Annotated in this window: 12 protein-coding genes and 1 pseudogene; 5 read left to right on the forward strand and 8 right to left on the reverse strand. The window is 41.5% G+C overall.

The genetic code is table 11. The features are described from left to right. Nucleotides 1-231: 231 nt before the first annotated feature. Genes fruA through fruB form a run of 3 tightly spaced genes read right to left on the reverse strand, consistent with a single transcriptional unit; the run spans nt 232 to nt 4,102 of the window. Nucleotides 232-1,983, reverse strand: coding sequence for a PTS fructose transporter subunit IIBC (gene fruA, locus AACW06_RS17095; RefSeq protein WP_192075995.1), 1,752 nt, complete (start codon nt 1,981-1,983; stop codon nt 232-234). Nucleotides 1,984-2,001: 18 nt separating this feature from the next. After that, on the reverse strand, nt 2,002-2,955 hold the full coding sequence (gene pfkB / locus AACW06_RS17100) for a 1-phosphofructokinase (protein WP_192075996.1): 954 nt from the start codon (nt 2,953-2,955) through the stop codon (nt 2,002-2,004). Between the two features lie 10 nt (nt 2,956-2,965). Next, entirely contained in the window at nt 2,966-4,102 is a 1,137-nt protein-coding gene (gene fruB, locus AACW06_RS17105; protein WP_192075997.1) for a fused PTS fructose transporter subunit IIA/HPr protein, read from the reverse strand. A 159-nt stretch (nt 4,103-4,261) separates the two neighbouring features. On the opposite strand from fruB, the gene cra reads away from it, so the two are divergent. The 4 genes from cra to AACW06_RS17125 all read left to right on the forward strand — a co-directional run bounded on the left by cra (nt 4,262) and on the right by AACW06_RS17125 (nt 12,023). Beyond that, a complete protein-coding gene (gene cra / locus AACW06_RS17110) occupies nt 4,262-5,395 on the forward strand; it encodes a catabolite repressor/activator (protein ID WP_192075998.1) in 1,134 nt (377 codons plus the stop codon). A 106-nt stretch (nt 5,396-5,501) separates the two neighbouring features. Continuing rightward, complete coding sequence (locus tag AACW06_RS17115) at nt 5,502-6,644, forward strand: exonuclease SbcCD subunit D (RefSeq protein WP_192075999.1); 1,143 nt, start codon at nt 5,502-5,504, stop codon at nt 6,642-6,644. Then, nucleotides 6,644-9,685: an AAA family ATPase gene (locus tag AACW06_RS17120; protein ID WP_192076000.1), complete on the forward strand. Its 3,042-nt coding sequence runs from the start codon at nt 6,644-6,646 to the stop codon at nt 9,683-9,685. The genes AACW06_RS17115 and AACW06_RS17120 overlap by 1 nt, the downstream gene beginning before the upstream one ends. Before the next feature lie 286 nt (nt 9,686-9,971). Continuing rightward, nucleotides 9,972-12,023 (forward strand): hybrid sensor histidine kinase/response regulator, encoded by a 2,052-nt coding sequence (locus tag AACW06_RS17125; protein ID WP_192076001.1) that lies wholly within the window; start codon nt 9,972-9,974, stop codon nt 12,021-12,023. A gap of 62 nt (nt 12,024-12,085) precedes the next feature. Here the strand turns inward: AACW06_RS17125 and cqsA are convergent, their stop codons facing one another. The 3 genes from cqsA to clcA form a co-directional block, all read right to left on the reverse strand. After that, nucleotides 12,086-13,273 (reverse strand): alpha-hydroxyketone-type quorum-sensing autoinducer synthase, encoded by a 1,188-nt coding sequence (gene cqsA / locus AACW06_RS17130; protein ID WP_337923496.1) that lies wholly within the window; start codon nt 13,271-13,273, stop codon nt 12,086-12,088. A gap of 199 nt (nt 13,274-13,472) precedes the next feature. Beyond that, a complete protein-coding gene (locus AACW06_RS17135; protein ID WP_192076003.1) occupies nt 13,473-14,426 on the reverse strand; it encodes a TDT family transporter in 954 nt (317 codons plus the stop codon). Nucleotides 14,427-14,591: 165 nt separating this feature from the next. Then, the gene (clcA, locus tag AACW06_RS17140; RefSeq protein ID WP_192076004.1) at nt 14,592-15,989 is read right to left on the reverse strand and encodes a H(+)/Cl(-) exchange transporter ClcA; all 1,398 of its coding nucleotides are present in this window, start codon (nt 15,987-15,989) and stop codon (nt 14,592-14,594) included. Between the two features lie 470 nt (nt 15,990-16,459). On the opposite strand from clcA, the gene AACW06_RS17145 reads away from it, so the two are divergent. After that, the gene (locus AACW06_RS17145) at nt 16,460-17,446 is read left to right on the forward strand and encodes a CobW family GTP-binding protein (protein ID WP_192076005.1); all 987 of its coding nucleotides are present in this window, start codon (nt 16,460-16,462) and stop codon (nt 17,444-17,446) included. A gap of 69 nt (nt 17,447-17,515) precedes the next feature. Here the strand turns inward: AACW06_RS17145 and ylqF are convergent, their stop codons facing one another. Both ylqF and AACW06_RS17155 read right to left on the reverse strand, forming a co-directional pair. Beyond that, complete coding sequence (ylqF, locus tag AACW06_RS17150; protein WP_192076006.1) at nt 17,516-18,460, reverse strand: ribosome biogenesis GTPase YlqF; 945 nt, start codon at nt 18,458-18,460, stop codon at nt 17,516-17,518. Nucleotides 18,461-18,820: 360 nt separating this feature from the next. Then, nucleotides 18,821-18,962, reverse strand: a pseudogene (locus tag AACW06_RS17155) (IS630 family transposase); the annotation flags it as partial.

Consider the following 18,962-nt stretch of genomic DNA (forward strand, 5'->3'; position numbering starts at 1 on the left):
AATGAAGATAGGAAAGTATGATTCGACATGGAAACGGTAGTTTGTGTATGATTTTTGTTTGGCGACTAAACCATATCACTTACTACCGTTTTTTTGTTTTTAGTTCCCGCTAATCCGCGATGAACCATAAAAAAGCCAGTGAAAGGAGTAATTCACTGGCAAGTTAGTTGAGGGGGACTAAGAAAAAAGAAGTGAGCAGCATGCTGCTCACAGGTTTAAATCTTATTGTTTTCAGGCGGTTGCCGCCGACTTATCATCCGCTTTAGCTCGGTTTTTCAAGAAAGCGTAACCAAAGCCTGTCACTGCTGTACCTGCTGCAATGGCAACTAGGTACATTAATACTGGTGTGATTGCATTTGGGATTAGTAGCACAAACAGACCGCCATGTGGAGCCATCAATTTAGCACCAAACAGCATAGATAGCGCACCTGTTAATGCCCCACCCACCATACATGCAGGGATGACTCGCATTGGGTCCTTAGCTGCAAATGGGATAGCACCTTCAGAGATAAAGCATAAGCCAAGAACAAATGATGCTTTACCCGCTTCACGTTCACCCGCTTCAAATTTATCTTTCGCTAGGAATGTCGCTAAACCCATGCCTAATGCTGGTACCATACCTGCGGCCATGATGGCAGCCATTGGTGCGTAAGTTTGTGAAGCTAGTAGACCAACACCAAAAGTGTAAGCCGCTTTGTTGATTGGGCCACCGAGGTCGAAACACATCATTGCACCAAGAATAACACCGAGTAAGACCGCGTTAGCAGAACCCATGTTGTTCAGGAACTCTGTCATTGCTGTCATGATACCAGCTACAGGACCACCGACGACGTAAATCATTACCAAGCCAGTAATCAAAGTCGCAATAAATGGAATGATTAGAATTGGTTTCAATGCTTCCATTGATTGAGGTAATGAGACTTTATCAGCAATAAATTTGGCTGAGTAACCGGCAATGAAACCGGCCGCAATACCGCCAAGGAAACCTGCGCCAGTAGAGCTTGCCAACATACCGCCAATCAAACCAGGAGCAAGGCCAGGGCGGTCTGCAATAGAAAACGCAATGAAACCCGCAAGTACAGGGATCATCAAGGCAAAGGCAGAACCACCACCAATAGTCATTAACGCGGCGGCTAATGTGCCTTCTTCTTTAAACGCTTCTATACCGAAAACAAAGGATAGCGCGATGATCAAACCACCAGCGACTACAACTGGAAGCATGTGTGAAACACCAGTCATCAAGTGTTTATAAACACCTTTTTTCTCTTCAGTTTGGTTACTATTGGTTGATGAAGAGTACGTGTAAATAGCAGCTTGATTAAAGGCATTAGTAATTTCTTGCTCGGTTTTCTTCAGTGCAAGGCTGGTGCTAGTTTTGTATAATTTTTTGCCATTAAAGCGTTCAAGTGGTACTTCAATGTCTGCTGCAATGATAACTAGATCAGCATCAGCAATTTCTTCGGCGGTTAATTGATTTTTTGCACCGACTGAACCGCGGGTTTCAACCTTAATTTGGTGGCCAAGGCGCTTACCGTGTTCTTCCAAAGCCTCTGCGGCCATAAATGTATGAGCGACACCCGTTGGGCAAGCAGTAATTGCAACAATCTTTTTAACGGCATTGGTTGCAGTATTTGTCGCAACAGGAGCCGATAAAGTGGTAGCAGCTTGCGCGGTTAGTTCAGTCGCTTCGTTTACCGCTTTGTTCAAAAAAGCACTAGGATCTGATGTACAAGCGGAAATCTCACTTTGATACACTTTTTTGCCGATGAAGCGAGTAGTATCTAGCGGAGTGTTTGTCGCAATAATAACGACGTCTGCGTTAGTAATGTCACTATCGGAGAGCGTATTACCTTGAATGACACTTGAATGACATTCAACGTTAGCAGTCCAATTAAGGGATTTTGCTGCTTGTTCAAGTAATCCGGCAGCGATAATGCTGTTTGCGACGCCACTAGGGCATGCAGTGATAATGGCAATATTCATAGTTACGACCTTCTGTCCTTATGAGTTAGCACTTTGACTAACGGGTTGTAATTGGATTTGTTGTTGTAGGGTTTCTAATTGTTCAGGTTTTGACATACCAACGCCCACTTGAGTGACAGCAAGTGCAGAAAGTGCTGTAGCGAATGTGAGTAGTTGAGTTTTTTCCATGTTTTGCATGTGTCCCCAGCAAAGTCCGGCGACGAGTGTATCTCCCGCACCCACAGTGCTGACTACTTGCATGCGAGGTGGTTTCGCATGTAGCCACTGGTTTTGATTGAGCCACATCACACCATTAGCGCCCATGGAAACCACAATATTGTCGATGCCTTTCTCAGCGAGTTGCGCGACAGCCTGTTGACATTGTTCTGGTGAGTGAAGATCTTGTCCGACAAATTGAGACAACTCTTCATCATTCGGTTTGATAAGCCAAGGATGTGCATCTAGGCCTGCTTTGAGGGCTTCACGGCTGCTATCAAACAGCACTTTTTTACCCATAGAGTGCAGTTTTTCAATCCATGATGCACAAAGCGCAGGTGAGATGCCTTGTGGTAAACTACCCGCTAACACAAAGAAATCATGATCCTCGGCAAGTCTTAGTAGTGTTCGTTCAAACTGTTCAATCGCAACTGGCGTGACAGCAACACCAGGGAAATTGATATCACTCACTTCACCGGAGGCTTCTACCAATTTAACGTTGATCCGAGTTGAACCATTAACACGAACAAACTCATCTTTTGCGCCTATTTCTTCAAATAACTGACAGAACATTTCTTGATTATCACTGCCAAGAAAGCCCGTGACGGTCACTTGAGCACCTAAATCACTCAGTACTTTTGCAACGTTTACGCCTTTACCTGCGGCATGAAGTGAACCTTGCTCAACCAAGCTAACAGAGCCGATATTGAGTGTGTTAAGGCTACCCGTTAAATCAAGTGCTGGGTTGAGGGTGATAGTGACAACTTTATTGGTCATAATTATGCTCTCAACCTTCGCCTAAGCCAGAAGCAATCGCTTTACCGATGGATTCTAAAGCCAGAGCCGCGTCTGGACCTTCTGCTGAGAATTGAAGTTGATGGCCATGCTTGACACCAAGCGCTATCACTTTCATCAAACTTTTTGCGTTCACAACTTTACCGTCACCATCAAGATTGGAGACCTTAATTGCCGACTCAAATTTTTTCGCTTCTGCAACCAACATTGCACCAGGGCGGGCATGCAGACCGTGAGCATTCTTAATTTTGAATACCGCTACGTTTCCAGAGTTGCTTTCTTCAGCAGTGGCTGTTTCTTCATTGTTGAAGAACGCTAAAAGTTGCTCAGTCGTTGCATTGAGTAAAGTATCTTGCTGTTGTTGGAAGATCAGTTGTGAAATTTTACTCAGTATATTTTGGTGAGCACTGTTACATGCCGTAAGTGCAATCAATGCTTTAACTGGAATTTGGTTGTATTCGCAAGCATTAGCTGTGGAGACAAAAGCCATCGCCGTACGCTTCACGGACTTATCACTGCTGATTAGCCATAAACCTTTGCCTAAATGTGTCGGTTCTTTAGTCACCAGTTCCGCAACAAAGTTATTTTCAGCGCAACCGGTGTTGCGCAACAAGCCACCAGCAACCGCGCTCAGTTGTACCATATCACTGGCAGGGAAAAGTAGTTGAATAAGAGATGCATCAAAATCAGTCTCAAATTGAACTTCACCATTAAGTAAAGCGATAACGTCGTTTTCGGTTCTTGCTTGCTTTAGTTTTTCTTCCACGCCATCGGCTGAAAGCACTTTGGTAAGTTGTTTAAGAATACCTAAATGTTCGTCTGATTTTGCTGCGATACCGATAGCAACATAAACCGTATTACCATCCCCCCAATCAACACCTGAAGGAAAATGATGAACAGCCACACCTGTCTGTTTAACCAATGAACGTGTGTCAGTCGTTCCGTGTGGAATAGCGATACCATTGCCAAGGAACGTAGAATTCTGTGCTTCGCGGTTGAGCATTCCTTCAACATAGCCAGAATCGACCAGTCCTTTTTTAGCAAGATCGGCAGCGATAGCTCGAATTGCATCTTGTTTATTGGCTTGCGATTGGCTCAATTTAATATTATTTGAGGTGAGTTGCAGCATGTCGGCCCCTTGTTGCCTTGCGGCTTATTCGTTATCACTAATAGAAATAAAATCAGTAATATAATAATTGCATTTCATCAAGCTGAATCGATACAGCTTTCAGTCCAAAAAAATTCAGCAAACGCATTTATTATCAAAAAAATGGTGCTGTTGATTGAAATGAATACTAAATGTCGTGTTGTTTATCATTTCTTTGTTTTGCTGAATCCTTTCAGCTTTAATACTGAATCGATTCAGTGTATAATTCAACCTCATCAGAGAACGAATGATTGTTTCTATGATCAGACGCACATAATAAGAGTAGTTGATATGACACTAGATGAAATAGCCAAGTTAGTTGGTGTTTCTAAAACCACGGCCAGTTATGTAATTAATGGCAAAGCTCAGAAGTATCGAATTAGTGAAAAAACACAGCAAAAAGTGATGGACGTGGTCAATGCTCATAACTATCGCCCAGATCATGCAGCCTCTGCATTAAGAGCTGGCAATAGCCGATCGTTTGGGCTGATTATTCCTGATCTCGAAAACACCAGTTACGCTCGTTTAGCTAAATTGCTTGAGCAAAACTCTCGCCAAGCGGGCTACCAAATTTTGATCGCCTGTTCTGATGATGACGTTCAAACTGAAATGTCGGTTGCGGATGCTTTAGTTTCTCGTCGAATTGAGGCGCTTTTTGTTGCTAGCGTAATTCCTAATGCCAGTGATTTTTATCAAAAATTACAAAATGCAGGCACGCCAGTCATTGCAATTGACCGCCCGTTAGATGATGAATTTTTTGCTTGTGTTATCAGCGAAGATTTTAGCGCTGCTTATGAATTGACTCATTCTTTACTTAACCAAGAGATAAAAACCGTAGGACTGGTTGGCGCATTGCCAGAACTTAATATTTCTCAAGAACGTCAATTAGGCTTTGAGTCGGCGCTGCGTAGCCAAAATATTGCAAGCATTGTGGGTTATGGCGAACACTTTAACCGTGAAGAAGGCAAAAAAGTGGTATTGAATTGGCTAGAGAACGATCAAATGCCAGATGCCATTGTGGCGACCTCTTATACGTTGTTAGAGGGAATCCTCGATGTCTTACTTGAGCAACCTCAATTGGTCAATAAAGTTAAGTTGTCTACTTTCGGTGATAACCGATTACTTGATTTTCTTCCGTTCAAAATTAACTCATTGCCACAGCAATTTGAACTCATTGCAGACAGCGCATTAGCCCTTGCATTAAACGCTTCAGCAAAGCGTTATCAAGCGGGCATTGAATTAATACCTCGAAAATTGAAGGTGCGATCTGCTTAACGACAAACAATGCCTCTAGCGGAAAAGTTTTGAGAGCTGTTAGATCGCATTTCTTTATTAATCGGGTATCATAGAGCGACGCGTATCACTGTATTTTAGGGTTGGAATGAAGTTTCTTCACACCTCTGACTGGCATCTTGGCCGACAATTCCATAATGTGTCTTTATTAGACGATCAACGAGACGTACTCAACCAATTGATTACGTACTTACAAGATAACCCGGTCGATGCTTTGGTCGTGGCTGGGGATATCTATGATCGTTCTGTGCCGCCAACCTCTGCTATTGAATTGTTAGATGACGTGGTGACGCGTGTATGTCATGACTTAAGTATCCCGATGATTTTCATCCCTGGCAACCATGACGGTGCGAAACGGCTTGGTTTTGCGGCCAAACAGATGCAGCATTCCGGCCTGCACATCATCAGTAATTTTGATCAGATGATGCACCCTGTGGTATTGCGAACACCATCGTCAGGTGAAGTCGCTTTTTACGGAATACCGTATAACGACCCCGAATCGGTTCGTCACCATTTTTCCGTGTCAGTGACAGATCACAACGAAGCACATCAATATCTTGCTACGCAAATCACCGAACAATGGGACACAGCACAACGCCATGTTTTGATCAGTCATTGCTTCGTCGACGGAGCACTCGGGTCTGAATCTGAACGTCCTTTATCAATTGGTGGTTCGGATCGCGTCAGCCATGAGCATTTCACGCCATTTGATTATGTTGCTCTTGGCCATTTACATCAACCACAGAAAAAAGGTGAAGAGTACATTCGTTATTCTGGTTCGTTGATGAAATACAGTTTTTCCGAACAACACCAAAAGAAAGGTGCAACACTGGTTGAATTGAATAGTAATGGTTTTGTAAGTGCAACCCACGTCCCGCTGAATGCTCCTCATAGCATGCGAATTATTGAAGGCGAACTGGATGAGGTGATTGAACAGGGTAAGACCGATCCAAACAACCATGATTATGTATTGGTTCGTTTAACGGATAAACACGCGATACTTGACCCTATGGAGAAACTTCGTAAGTCATATCCCAATGTATTGCATCTTGAAAAACCGGGTATGCTGATTGGTGTTGAGCAGGAGATGGGGCGTGCTCGTCTTGCACGTGGTGAAGTTGATATGTTTCGAGATTTCTTTTTAGAAGCGAAACAAGAGGCATTGACACTTGCTCAAGAACAAGCTGTGGTTGAGGTTGTCCAAGCGTTAAAATCAGGAGTTGAACGGTAATGCGTCCATTGAATTTGACTTTGCAAGCTTTCGGCCCTTTTGCTAAACAAGAAATCGTTGATTTTACCGTTTTGGGGGCATCTCCATTATTTCTGATCAATGGACCTACTGGGGCAGGAAAGAGCTCATTGCTGGACGCCATTTGCTATGCGTTATACGGCGAAACGACGGGCAGTGAACGCACGGGTGACCAGATGCGTTGTGACTATGCTGACCCTCATACTTTTACCGAAATTATTTATCGCTTTGAATTGGGTAGTCGAACTTTCCAAGTGGTGCGTTCTCCCGACCAAGAGGTGCCCAAAAAGCGCGGTGAAGGAACAACGAAAAAAGCACATGCTGCCTCGTTATACGAACTGGTTGATGATGAGCTAAAACTGCTGGCCAATCGCCCGAATCCGGTGGCTAAAGTAATGGTCGATCTGATTGGCTTGGATGTTAAACAGTTTCGACAAGTGATGGTGATTCCACAAGGAAAATTTCGCGAACTACTGACGGCCAATTCTAAAGAACGTGAGCAAATTTTCGGTCAATTATTCCAAACCCATATTTACAGCCAAATTGAGCGTGCGTTTTTTGATAAAGCAGCAGGTATTCGTAAAGAAAAAGAAGAATTTGATAACCAAATCAAAGGTGCTCTGGACGTTGTTAATGTGGATAGCGAACAGCAACTGCAAGAGAGTATTGAATCGCTCAAGCCTGAATTAGAAAGCGCTCAGCTGGTCTACCAAAACAGTCAAAAAGCACTTGAGGCCGCCAGAGCCGAGCAAAAAAGTGCTCAAGCTTTAGAACAACAATTTCAGATGCAGCTCACATTGCTAGAGCAGCAAGCGGTTCATCTTACGCAAACCGAGGAGATAGATAGGTTACGATTACAGCGCCAAAATGCGTTGAAAGCGACTCACCTAGACTCGCTCTACAACACTTTTCTTGCTTCTCAGCGCCAATTGGAAGAAGCCAATTGTGTATTGATCGAAAAAGAAAAAGCGTTTTTAGCGGCAAAGCAGTATTTGCTTGAAGCGAAAACAGAGCAACAACGTGTCACCGAACAAATAAAAGTTATCCCAAGTCTGACAAAGAAAATATACGACTTGAATGTGATCAAAACAAAGCTAATTGAACGCGATAGTCATCAGCAAGCATTACAGAGAGCGCTGCGCGATGTTGATATTGCGACCCAAAATAAGCACAACCTGCAAGCTGCGCTCACTCAGTTTGAGCAGCAAATAGTCGATAAACGCAAAGAGCTAGATCATGTTGGTCAACAATTGGCAGAGTTAAGCACCAAGCGTTTAGAGCTTAGCAATATCAATGTATTGATTGATGTTCACCACAAAATAGAACAAACAATACAAAAGCTGAGTGCTGAAAATGCGCAGCTAAAGCAAATCTCGTTACAAGTTGAGCAAGCGCAACAAGTGACACGACAAGCGAAAAGTCATGCCGATAGGCTGGAGATGATTTGGCATACTAATCAAGCTGCGGAATTGGCTCGTAATCTAGAACAAGGAGATGCTTGTCCAGTGTGTGGCAGTTGCGAGCATCCTCATCTCGCCAGTTTTTCCGAAGATACGGTGGCTAAAGATCAAGTTCAACAAGCAAGAGAAGCTCAACAACAGCAACTGATTAATGAGCAAGCAATCCTTAAACGTCAGCAGCACAGTGAAACGCAAGTGGCTTTGCTAGAGCAGCAGCAGCAAGGGTTTGTGGCACAATTAACGGTGAAGGAACAAAGTTTAGAGCAATTGCTGCAACATCAGAACCAATTACAGCAGCAAATTATTCAACTTGAGCAGCTCAATCCAGACCAATTAGCACAGCACATCAATGCGCTCGAGCAGCAACAGATAAAAGCGAAACAGAATTTTGATGAACAACAGCAGAAAGTGGAAGGCGCTAAGATCGCGGTAGCGAAAGAGCAAGCTGAAGTCGATAGCTGTAACCAAAGCATTCCTCAACAATACCTTGATAAGTCATATTTAAATGGTGTTGTGTTGCAGTCCGAGCTGCAATTAGAAAATCTACACCGCTTAGATGTTGAAACTAAAGAAAATTACACTCAAGCTAGTGCACAATTTTCTGGTACGGAGTCGGCGCAGAGTAGTGCTGCTGAACAACGACAAAAATGCCAACAATCACTAAATAAGGCTCAGTCGGAGTGGCTGCTCGCTCTTGAGGACAGCAGTTTTGATCATGAAGCACATTACTTACAAGCTCGTTTAGCACCAGTGCAGCTTGAGCAACTTGATCGTCGAATCAAACAATTTGATGATGCGAGTGCAACGTTCAAAGGGCAACTACAAGCCTTAACCAATGAGTTGCTAGATAAAAAACTGCCTAATGTAGAAGATTATACCTCGGTTGTTGAGCAAGCTGTACAACAGCAGCAAATGGCTTTCAACACGTTAGCTGAATTACGTTCAAAAATGGACAGTTACCAAGGTGTCAAAGAAAGAATCGCTATTTTGTACGCGAAAAACGAGGCACTAGAAAAGTCATATCAAGTGGTTGGTACCTTAAGTGATATCGCTAATGGCAAAACGGGTGCTAAAGTTAGTTTGCATCGTTTCGTACTTGGTGTGTTGTTAGATGATGTGCTCATCCAAGCCTCAATGCGGCTGCAGATCATGAGTAAAGGGCGCTATCTATTGAAGCGCAAAGAAGAAAGAGCCAAAGGTAATGCAGGTTCTGGGCTCGACTTAATGGTCGAAGATGGCTACACAGGGAAATGGCGTGATGTCGCCACGTTGTCAGGAGGTGAATCATTTATGGCTGCATTATGTTTAGCGCTTGGTTTATCTGATGTGGTTCAGTCGTACAGTGGTGGCATCAAACTGGATACGTTATTTATCGATGAAGGTTTTGGTAGTTTGGATCCCGAATCGTTGGATCTAGCGATCCAAACACTTGTCGATTTACAACAAGGCGGTCGCACGATAGGTATTATTTCTCATGTTGGCGAATTAAAAGAGCAAATTGCACTGCGCATCGATGTTGATGTGACAAGAAACACAGGTAGCTCGATAAAACTTATTGCATAATGTGTGTGGTATTAACTATCTTGTATCAATAGTTAATATATCTTGATACAAGATATATCCTTCCTACTTGAAGTTGCAGCGGTGTTGGCTACGTTCCCTCACTCCAATCACATAGTTTATCTATGCTCATGGGGATTCACTTACTTGCCGCCTACCTGCAACTTCAAGTGGTTTGGGTATAGTGCTAAATAGAGATCGCTAAATCACGTGTCACTTATCCATAGGTTAGATAGGGGAGAGACAAATGATGATTCTGAAAATATACAGGTCAACTTGGTAAGGTTATATGGAAATTGTTAAAAAAATATACCAATATGCTGAGCCTAACCTGACCCTCGTTGGCTGGATGGGGTTTGTTGGCTTCCCAATTTATTATTTCGTTTGGACCTATTTATTCCCGCAACCTTACGAAAGTATTCTTCTGCGTGGTGCTTGTTCGATCTTATTTGCAAGTATTGCTTTTCGAAATGTATTTCCCAAGAATATCCAACGTTATGCGCCTTATCATTACTTGTTCGTTATAGGTTTTTGTCTGCCATTCTTTTTTGGCTATATGATGTTAATGAATGATTGGTCGACCATTTGGGCAATGTCGTTTATGGCCTCAATCTTTCTGCATATTTTGTTAGTGCATGAAACTAAAGTGATGCTAATACAAGCCGTTATTGCCTTAGTGTGCGCTTATTTTACCGTGTATAAAATAATGCTAGTTCAACCAACTGTGATCGTTGAATGGCCTTACATTCCCATCTTCTTATTTACTTACGTATTTGGCAATTTATTCTACTTCCGCAATCAAATCGAGCATGAAGCGAAAGTTTCCATTGCTAAATCATTTGGTGCTGGGATTGCCCATGAAATGAGAAACCCTCTCAGTGCGTTAAAAACCTCAATGGAAGTGCTAAGTTCTGTTTTGCCCAATTCGAATGAATCAAAAAAGGAAGTGTATCAGTTACCAGCTAAAGATCTGACTCTCATCAGAGAGCTATTGAATGATGCAGATGAAGTGATTCGTTCAGGCAATGATACGATCGATTTGTTGTTGACTTCGATAGATCAAAATAGAGTTTCAACATCTACTTTTAAAAAGATCTCTGCACAAATTGTGGTAGAAGAAGCATTACACAGTTTTTCTTATAAAAAAGCTAAAGATAGACAATCGGTCACTCTTGAAGTGATTGATGATTTTGAATTTTTTGGCAGTAGTACGCTTTTAAAATACACCCTATATAATTTGTTAAAAAATGCATTTTATTATCAAAACGGTGATTCATTTAGCATCCATATCACTTTAAAAAATCAAGGTGATCAGCATACTATTTTATTCAAAGATAATGGGATCGGTATTGAAGAACACTTGTTAGAAGATATTTTTAAAGACTTCTATACTTTTGGTAAAAATGGCAGTTATGGATTAGGCTTGCCATTTTGTCGTAAAGTAATGAAAGCTTTTGGAGGTAGTATTAGTTGTCGCTCGAGATTAGGAGAGTGGACGGAGTTTACTTTAACCTTCCCACGTTATATTTCAGAAAAAGTGGCACATATTAAATTGGATCTCATGAAGTCTAAGACGTTATTGTATATTGGAAGAACCAGCATGGTGAACCGATATTTGAGTGAAAAGTCATTTTATCTTGGGTTTCGTTTGAATAATCTGGATCCAGATGACGCCTTGGAAAAAGAGGAATTCGAGTTTGAGTTTGATTTAATCATCGTAGATTTGGAAATACTCAACGAGTCTCCAGAGTACCTGACAAAACTAGAGTCAAAGTTGCACTTCACAGAAGCGAAAATTTGTTATTTATACGATCAAAATCAACACTATGCGTTAAATATGGATCGCCATTTGACTATTTACCCTGTTGAAAAGCACAAGTTATTACTGGGTGGTGCTGCAATCATTGATAAGTTGATGTTTGAAAGCTCAGAGTTAATGACGGACAAAAATCAGATACCAGCTAAGCGGTATGATTATGAAAAACGCATACTACTTGTCGACGATAATCATTCTTTGCGCAGCTTCACCGCTTTATTACTAGAAAAGCAAGGATTTGAAGTATTGCAAGCCAGTGACGGTAAAAATGCTATGACTATGCTTGAGAGTAATCCTATCGATTTAATCTTTATGGATATAGAAATGCCAATTATGGATGGTATTGAAGCTACCTCATTGGTTCGTTCTGGGTCTACGCCATATAAAAATATCCCTATTATCGGATATACAGGGGATACTAGCCCAACAACACTTGATAAAATTCGTATGTCAGGTATGAATGATTATATATTAAAGCCTGCAGATAAAGATCTATTACTTAGCAAGTTAGGGCGATGGATATAATAACCCCAAGAGAATTCTTGGGGTTAGATTTGTTGAAACTAGTTTATTTCTTAATTATGGATTTATTTGAAATGAAAGTTATTTTCATCCTTTGCCAATGCACAAGTGGTCAATATTCTATCAATTTGCGTGTCGGTTATATTACTATTTAGTGATAATCGAATAATATTCTTATTCTTTGATGTTGCTGGACGACAAAATACAGCACCAAATATTCCATTGTTCTCTAAATAATCTCTGACTTTTTCAGTATTTCTTTCATCTCCAGTTTCGAGTGCAATGATTTGCGATTGACTCCTGATTTTTATGCCAATTTCATTTAATCCTGAACGAAGTTTTTGCGCGCAGCGATGTAAATGTTCTCTTTTAGAGTCGGCTGCTTTAATGATTTCTAATGTCGCATGTAATGCTTCGACTTCGTAAGGTAATATTGTTGAGCTAAAAATAGCAGGGTAACTGACAAATGGTATAGACAGGTTAACATTATTATTTGCCCAAATTGCTCCCGCTCGATAGGCAAAAGTTTTTGCAAGACTAGCGGTAATAAAATCAACCTCCTTCGTTAGTCCGAGTTGACTGACAAGCCCTGAACCTTGATCTCCATGTGTGCCTAGCGAATGTGATTCATCAACTAAAATGGCACAATCGTTTTTCTTAGCGATTGCAACTAACTCTTCTAGTGGTGCAACGGTACCAATTGTACTGTATATGGAATCCACCATAATCACTCCAGGACCATGACGAGCAATCAATTTCGCTAAGTGTTCACAGTTGTTATGCATGAAAGGGTGAATGTTAGCATTTGCGTAACGGGCACCTTCCCACATCGACATGTGCGCGAAGAAATCAATATAGACATTACTTTGTGGTGCACATATAGCTTGCAAAAGCCCGATATTAGCATTCCAACCTGACTGAGATAACAAACAACTATCAAATCCAATAAATTGGGCAAATAGAGTTTCTAGAGAAGGTTTCGTCTCTTCATCTTGAAGAAAAATAGCAGACATAAAAATGCTATCATGACTTTTGTCAATTGCATTCTTTAACCGTGCTTTAATCAATGGATGATCAGCAAGGCTTAAATAGTCGTTACTTTGCAATATAATGTCATTCTTAGTAGGACGCTTCCCTAGGACGAGATGTTTGCCATTATCATTGCTATTTATCAAGTCATTGATAAAATAGTCAATTCTAGACTGGATAAATGTGGGCAGGTTGCATTTCCACTTGTTTGTGTTCATTTTTATATCCTTTGTATGATTTTAAATTTAATGCCAGCTGACAAAGGATATATTGACTTTGGTTTTTAATTTGTCACTATCGAATGTTTATTATTTTGTTTGTTATTACAATATAAGATATAGTGTCTTTTATATCGTGCTTAATTAATTAGGCTTATCAAGCCTTGAATTAATATATTCATATGGATTTATTAATTCAAGGCTGTTATTTTTTAGGCTGAATTTCAGGCCAGTACATTTTAATATAGCCAATGGATACCCATACCACCAAAATGCTAGCAATACTTAATTCAAATAATCCAAATCTGTGTAGCCAATACCACTGAGGATATTCAGCTTGGAAAAAAGTGGTTAGGCGATGCATGGCAATTGCACTGATTACTGATGGAAATGTTACTGCCGCAATCGATGGTTGGAATTTCAGCCTTAACAACCGAATATAGCAAAGATAAATAAGTAAGGTCATTGTGATAGCAATACCAGCAAGTGCTCCGGTTAATATTGGGTCTGGTGCAGGAAAATTAACTAAATAGGTTGCAAGCGTGAGATTGATTGGGGCCGCCATTATGGCGAGCGTTGGTCGTGCCCGCTTAGGCAGCATTCCTGCGAATACAAGACGGTAAAGGATAAGTGGTAGCATGAAAAAATAGATAGCAATACAGACGGTTACCAATGTTTCGGAGAATAAAGTATGCCCAAACTGAGTGCCAGCTAAAGAACTACTGATTAACCCAACAGGGTAGAGAAACCAGCTTGGGACAATGTTGGCGATTTTGAAATTGACTATCTGAAAACCGAAGAAAAGTACCATCATCGTTAAATGAAGCAAAAGTGCAGAGAACCAAATAGGATAGGCAATGAGTGGCGATATCAGAGCTAGGTAGTCACACAGAATAAGTAATGTCATACTCATTGGGGCCATCAAGCTGCCGGATAGCGGGTGGCGGATATCCATAATGAAGGTTCTAAAACTACTAAAATATTTCACTAATACAGGCAGTAAAAGCAATGCCCCAATAGCTGCCAAGTATGGACGAATGCTTATACCAATTTGTGGAATGTACAATGCCCATGCTTGCCCAAGGCTGACCACGCCCAAAGCAAGGGCAGCTTGTGAAGGTGGGGTATTTTGTACCTGGACTAACCTTTTCCAATTCAACGATAAACTCCATATCTTAATTTGTTCTAAAACGACCCATGTTTTAGACGACAACAAACTAAGACATTATTAAGTTTATCGTTAAGTTGTGCAACATAACGCGGCTGTTTTGTAACGTTAGTAACGCTTTGGTTGCAAATGACTTTCTATCCTTAAAGTCGGTTACTACTCTTTTGGTGGCAGATCTTGCTGCTGTAATTTCGCGTTTTTCAATGTTCGGTGCAGTAACTGGCTATAAATTGGTTGTCCACCGAGCATTTGCGCAAAAATTACAGCTCCAAGGCTGGTGATGATTAACGGTAAAATTAAGTAGTAATTATTGGTCATTTCTATCACTAGCAAAATACCTGTGATTGGCGCACGGACTGTGGCTGCAAACAACGCTCCCATACCGGCAATGGCGAACATACCTGGGTCTATAGACAGTTCAGGCAGTAGACCTTGGGCAATCAAGCCAAATGCGTAGCCAAATAGAGTTCCAAGTGCCAACATTGGCGCGAAAATACCTCCAGGTGCTCCAGAGCCAAAGCAAATTAAGGTAGTAAAAATACGACCAATGAATAGTAAAAGGAGTAACATTGCGCCGTAGTCACCGTTGGTGATATTAGGGATCAACGCGATACCGCCCCCAGTCAATTCTGGGATATAAAGTAATGTAAGCCCAAAACAACCGCCTAATAAAGAACCGGTAAGTAAATACCGTTTACGATCGTTTTTATGTATTTTGGTGAACATATCTTGCGAGAGAGTAATCAGCTTATTGAAAAGAACGCCAAATATCCCAAATAGTCCACCTAGAAGTAAAAACAACCATAATGCTGCTAATTCTGGCGCTTGGTACTGAGGCATATGAATAACAGCGGCTTGACCATTGATCATACGAAATACGATGTTAGCCGCAACGGCTGAGATAATGACCGCACGCACTGAAATTAGCGTATAGCGAAATTGTGGACGCATTTCTTCAATAACAAACATAATACCAGCAAGTGGTGCGTTGAAAGCGGCAGCTAGACCTCCCGCAGCACCTGAAGCCAGCAATGAATGGCGAGTGTCGTCATTCTTGATGCGGAAAATATCGGAGACCATACGACCAATTGCACCACCCATCTGCACGGTTGGCCCTTCACGACCTAAAACCATCCCTGAGCCGAGAGCTCCCATACCACCGAAAAATTTAACTGGAAGAACACGCCACCATCGTACCGGGCGCATACCATCCATTGCCCCTTCAATTTCAGGAATACCAGAACCTGCAGCCTCTGGGGCAAAGCGGTGAACAAGAAAATAGCCTACGAATGCCAGTGCAGCACTAATGAGAAACGCAGCTAACCAAAGTGGTAAAATATTGCCAATTTCACTTCTTAACCATTCGGTTCGTGTTTCAGAAACTAAATGCACCGCTGATTCAAAATAGGTACCAACAATGCCAGCGAGTATTCCGACGACAAGAGAGAGAAAAAGAACAGAAAATGGTGTTTTTTCCTTAGAGAGAAATTGGTTAATGGTATCTTTAGGAACTTTAGCAAGTAGCGACTGCTTTAATTTCTCTCTTTTGGTCATTTAGAATGGGTCTCGGGTATCGTTGATATATGCATGTCGCAGAATTATACGCTCGAATGTGATCAACTATAGCGTCAAAGTTGGAATGTTGATTTTCATATATGAGAAACTGATAACTTACTTGTCAAAAATGAGATCTGAACAATAAAAAATCGATCTACAACTTGCTATATACTAAAAATGAGCCATATTTAAAGCGTAAGGCAGATTCAATATCATACACGGAGGAAGAAAGCCTTACTTACAATTTGGATGGAATCAATATTCAATTCTATTTCCTCGTAAATGATTGGGTTGCATCTATAGCCTCCCCAATTCGCAAACTCACGATTGAGTAACGAGGTAAAGGGCGCGCTCCTGCAGTGCGCCTTTTGTCATTCTGACATGCTAGTTTCAAGCTTAGCGCATACTCTTCAAACGCTGCACCTTGTCATTATTTCAGTATATACTCCGTCAAAAGGAGTGCTGACATGACAAAAAAAGTACCAACTAACATTATTACTGGTTTTCTTGGTGTTGGAAAAACCACGGCAATTTTAAGCCTATTGAAAAATAAACCTGCCGATGAAAAGTGGGCGGTGCTCGTCAATGAATTTGGAGAAATTGGCATTGATGGGGCGATGATGTCTGACCAAGGCGCGCTGATCAAAGAGGTACCGGGCGGCTGTATGTGTTGCACCGCAGGTGTCCCTATGTCGGTTGGCATCAATGCGCTGCTGAGACAAAAACCTGACCGATTATTGATCGAGCCGACAGGTTTGGGACACCCCAAGCAAGTTGTCGCGACATTAACCTCAGAGCAATATCAAGCCTATGTTGATTTGAAAGCGACAATCGCGTTGGTTGACCCGCGAAATCTACGTGATGAAAAATATACATCCAATCAAAATTTTAATGATCAATTGGCGAGTGCTGATGTGGTCATTGGTAATAAAGTCGATCATTGCACCAGTGATGATATTGACGCTTTTAATGATTGGGTGACGGATCAAAAACCTGCTAAGGTATTTAGCAAATTAGTAAAGCAAGGACAATTGCCATTAGAGTTGCTTGATATTGAACGCATTCACGGTAGTGCGTCGACTTATATTGAGCCTCACCATCATCAGCACGCAGCATTAGAACCCCAGTTTGAACTAGAGCCGGGCAAAGCGTTCGTTCGTAAAGAAAATCGAGGACAAGGCTACTTTAGTTGTGGTTGGTTATTTGGTGCAGAGTACCATTTTGACTTTGATGAACTATTTTCAATGCTGAGTGCATTAACTGCAGAGCGAGTTAAAGCCGTCGTAAATACCGATAAAGGTTGTTACGCATTTAATGTTGCTAATGGCGTGGTTTCGGTCAATGAAATGAGTTTGGAAGGGTTTGAGTCACGATTAGAAGTGATCGATTCTCAATTAATGCCTTGGGATCAACTCGAGGCGATATTATTGAAATTGGCCAGTATTGAAGCATAATCAGGAAAATTAAGGGCAATGTGATATTGCCCTTAGTCAGCTTAAACTGTCGATGTATTGTCCGTTTTACTATCGCTTATTTCGCAAGTAGCGTTTACGTCTTTCTTCTTTTCGCTTCGCTTTTTCTTCAGCATCGCGCGCGGCACGTTCTTCAACTTCGATAAGCTCCTGCGTGATCATTTCTGGTCGTTCCAATGTGATTTGCCCGAGAGTACCTTGACGAAGTTCATGCAAAAGAATTTCAGAAGCTTTATGTAAATCGATACGTCCACCTGAGCGTAAAGCGCCCCGCTTGCGACCAATCTCTTCCATCCATTCGACATCTGATTGTGGCAATTCTTCTATCTGATAGCGTTCTTGTAAACGTTCAGGATATTCCTTGCTTAAATATTCGACAGTATAGAAAGCGACTTCATCGTATTCCATTGCAGTATCTTTCACTGCACCGGTGGCGGCTAAGCGAAAGCCACTGTGTGGGTTTTCTACTTTAGGCCACAAAATTCCTGGAGTATCCGAAAGTACGATACCGTTTTGCAAATTTATTCGTTGTTGGCGACGAGTGACGGCAGGTTGGTTGCCAGTTTGTGCAATAGTTCGCCCAGCTAATGTATTGATTATCGTCGATTTACCAACATTTGGAATGCCCATAATCATGGTGCGAATATTTTTGCCAATTTCTTCACGGTGTGGGGCTAACTTACGACACAGTTCTAATATCTTATGAACTTCTTGAGGGTTAGAGGTCGTAATCGCCATCGCTTTTACACCTTGCTCTTTTTCAAAATGTTCGATCCAAAGTTCAGTCATTTCTGGGTCAGCTAAATCACGCTTATTGAGCACTTTGACACAAGGTTTATCACCACGTAAATGAGAGATTAATGGATTTTCACTGCTAAACGGAATTCGAGCATCTAACACTTCGATAATCACATCAACTTGAGGAATGACCTCTTCGATTTCCTTGCGTGCTTTATGCATATGTCCCGGAAACCATTGAATTGTGTTGTTAACCATTTGAAAACTGCCTTTTAATGTGAAAATTCTGCTAGTGGAGGAAGATAGTATTGATTGATGTTTATCATAATCATCAACAAGGTTTACTGATGACCACCGCAGTTTTAGATGTGACGATGTTAACATTTAATTGGTGAGGCTGGAATCTAAGCTGTGTCGTGCACTTTACATACTCTGTCAATGGTGCAGCGGCTTAGACTTGCGACGCTAGCTCAGTTGCATCTCTTAAGAGTAAGAGTGCACTAAGCCTAGCAAAAATTTGGTCATATCATGCCTAGTTGAGCGGTTTTTTGCTCTGCGGGGGCGATTTATTGCTCAATTTGTTAGATTTCAATCTAACTTATTGAAATATATACCGAATCAACTTGAAGATGCAGGCTTGAGAACCTGAAAATTATCATTAACTCGAGATGTCAAAGAGCCTGCGATCTCTGGAAGAATCACAGCAAAAAATTGGTCTATTGCCGCCTTGAAGTCCCGTTTCCTTTTGAAGTAAACGTTG

This window comes from Vibrio sp. S12_S33 (assembly GCF_963889785.1).
Taxonomy (GTDB): Bacteria; Pseudomonadota; Gammaproteobacteria; order Enterobacterales; family Vibrionaceae; genus Vibrio; species Vibrio aestuarianus.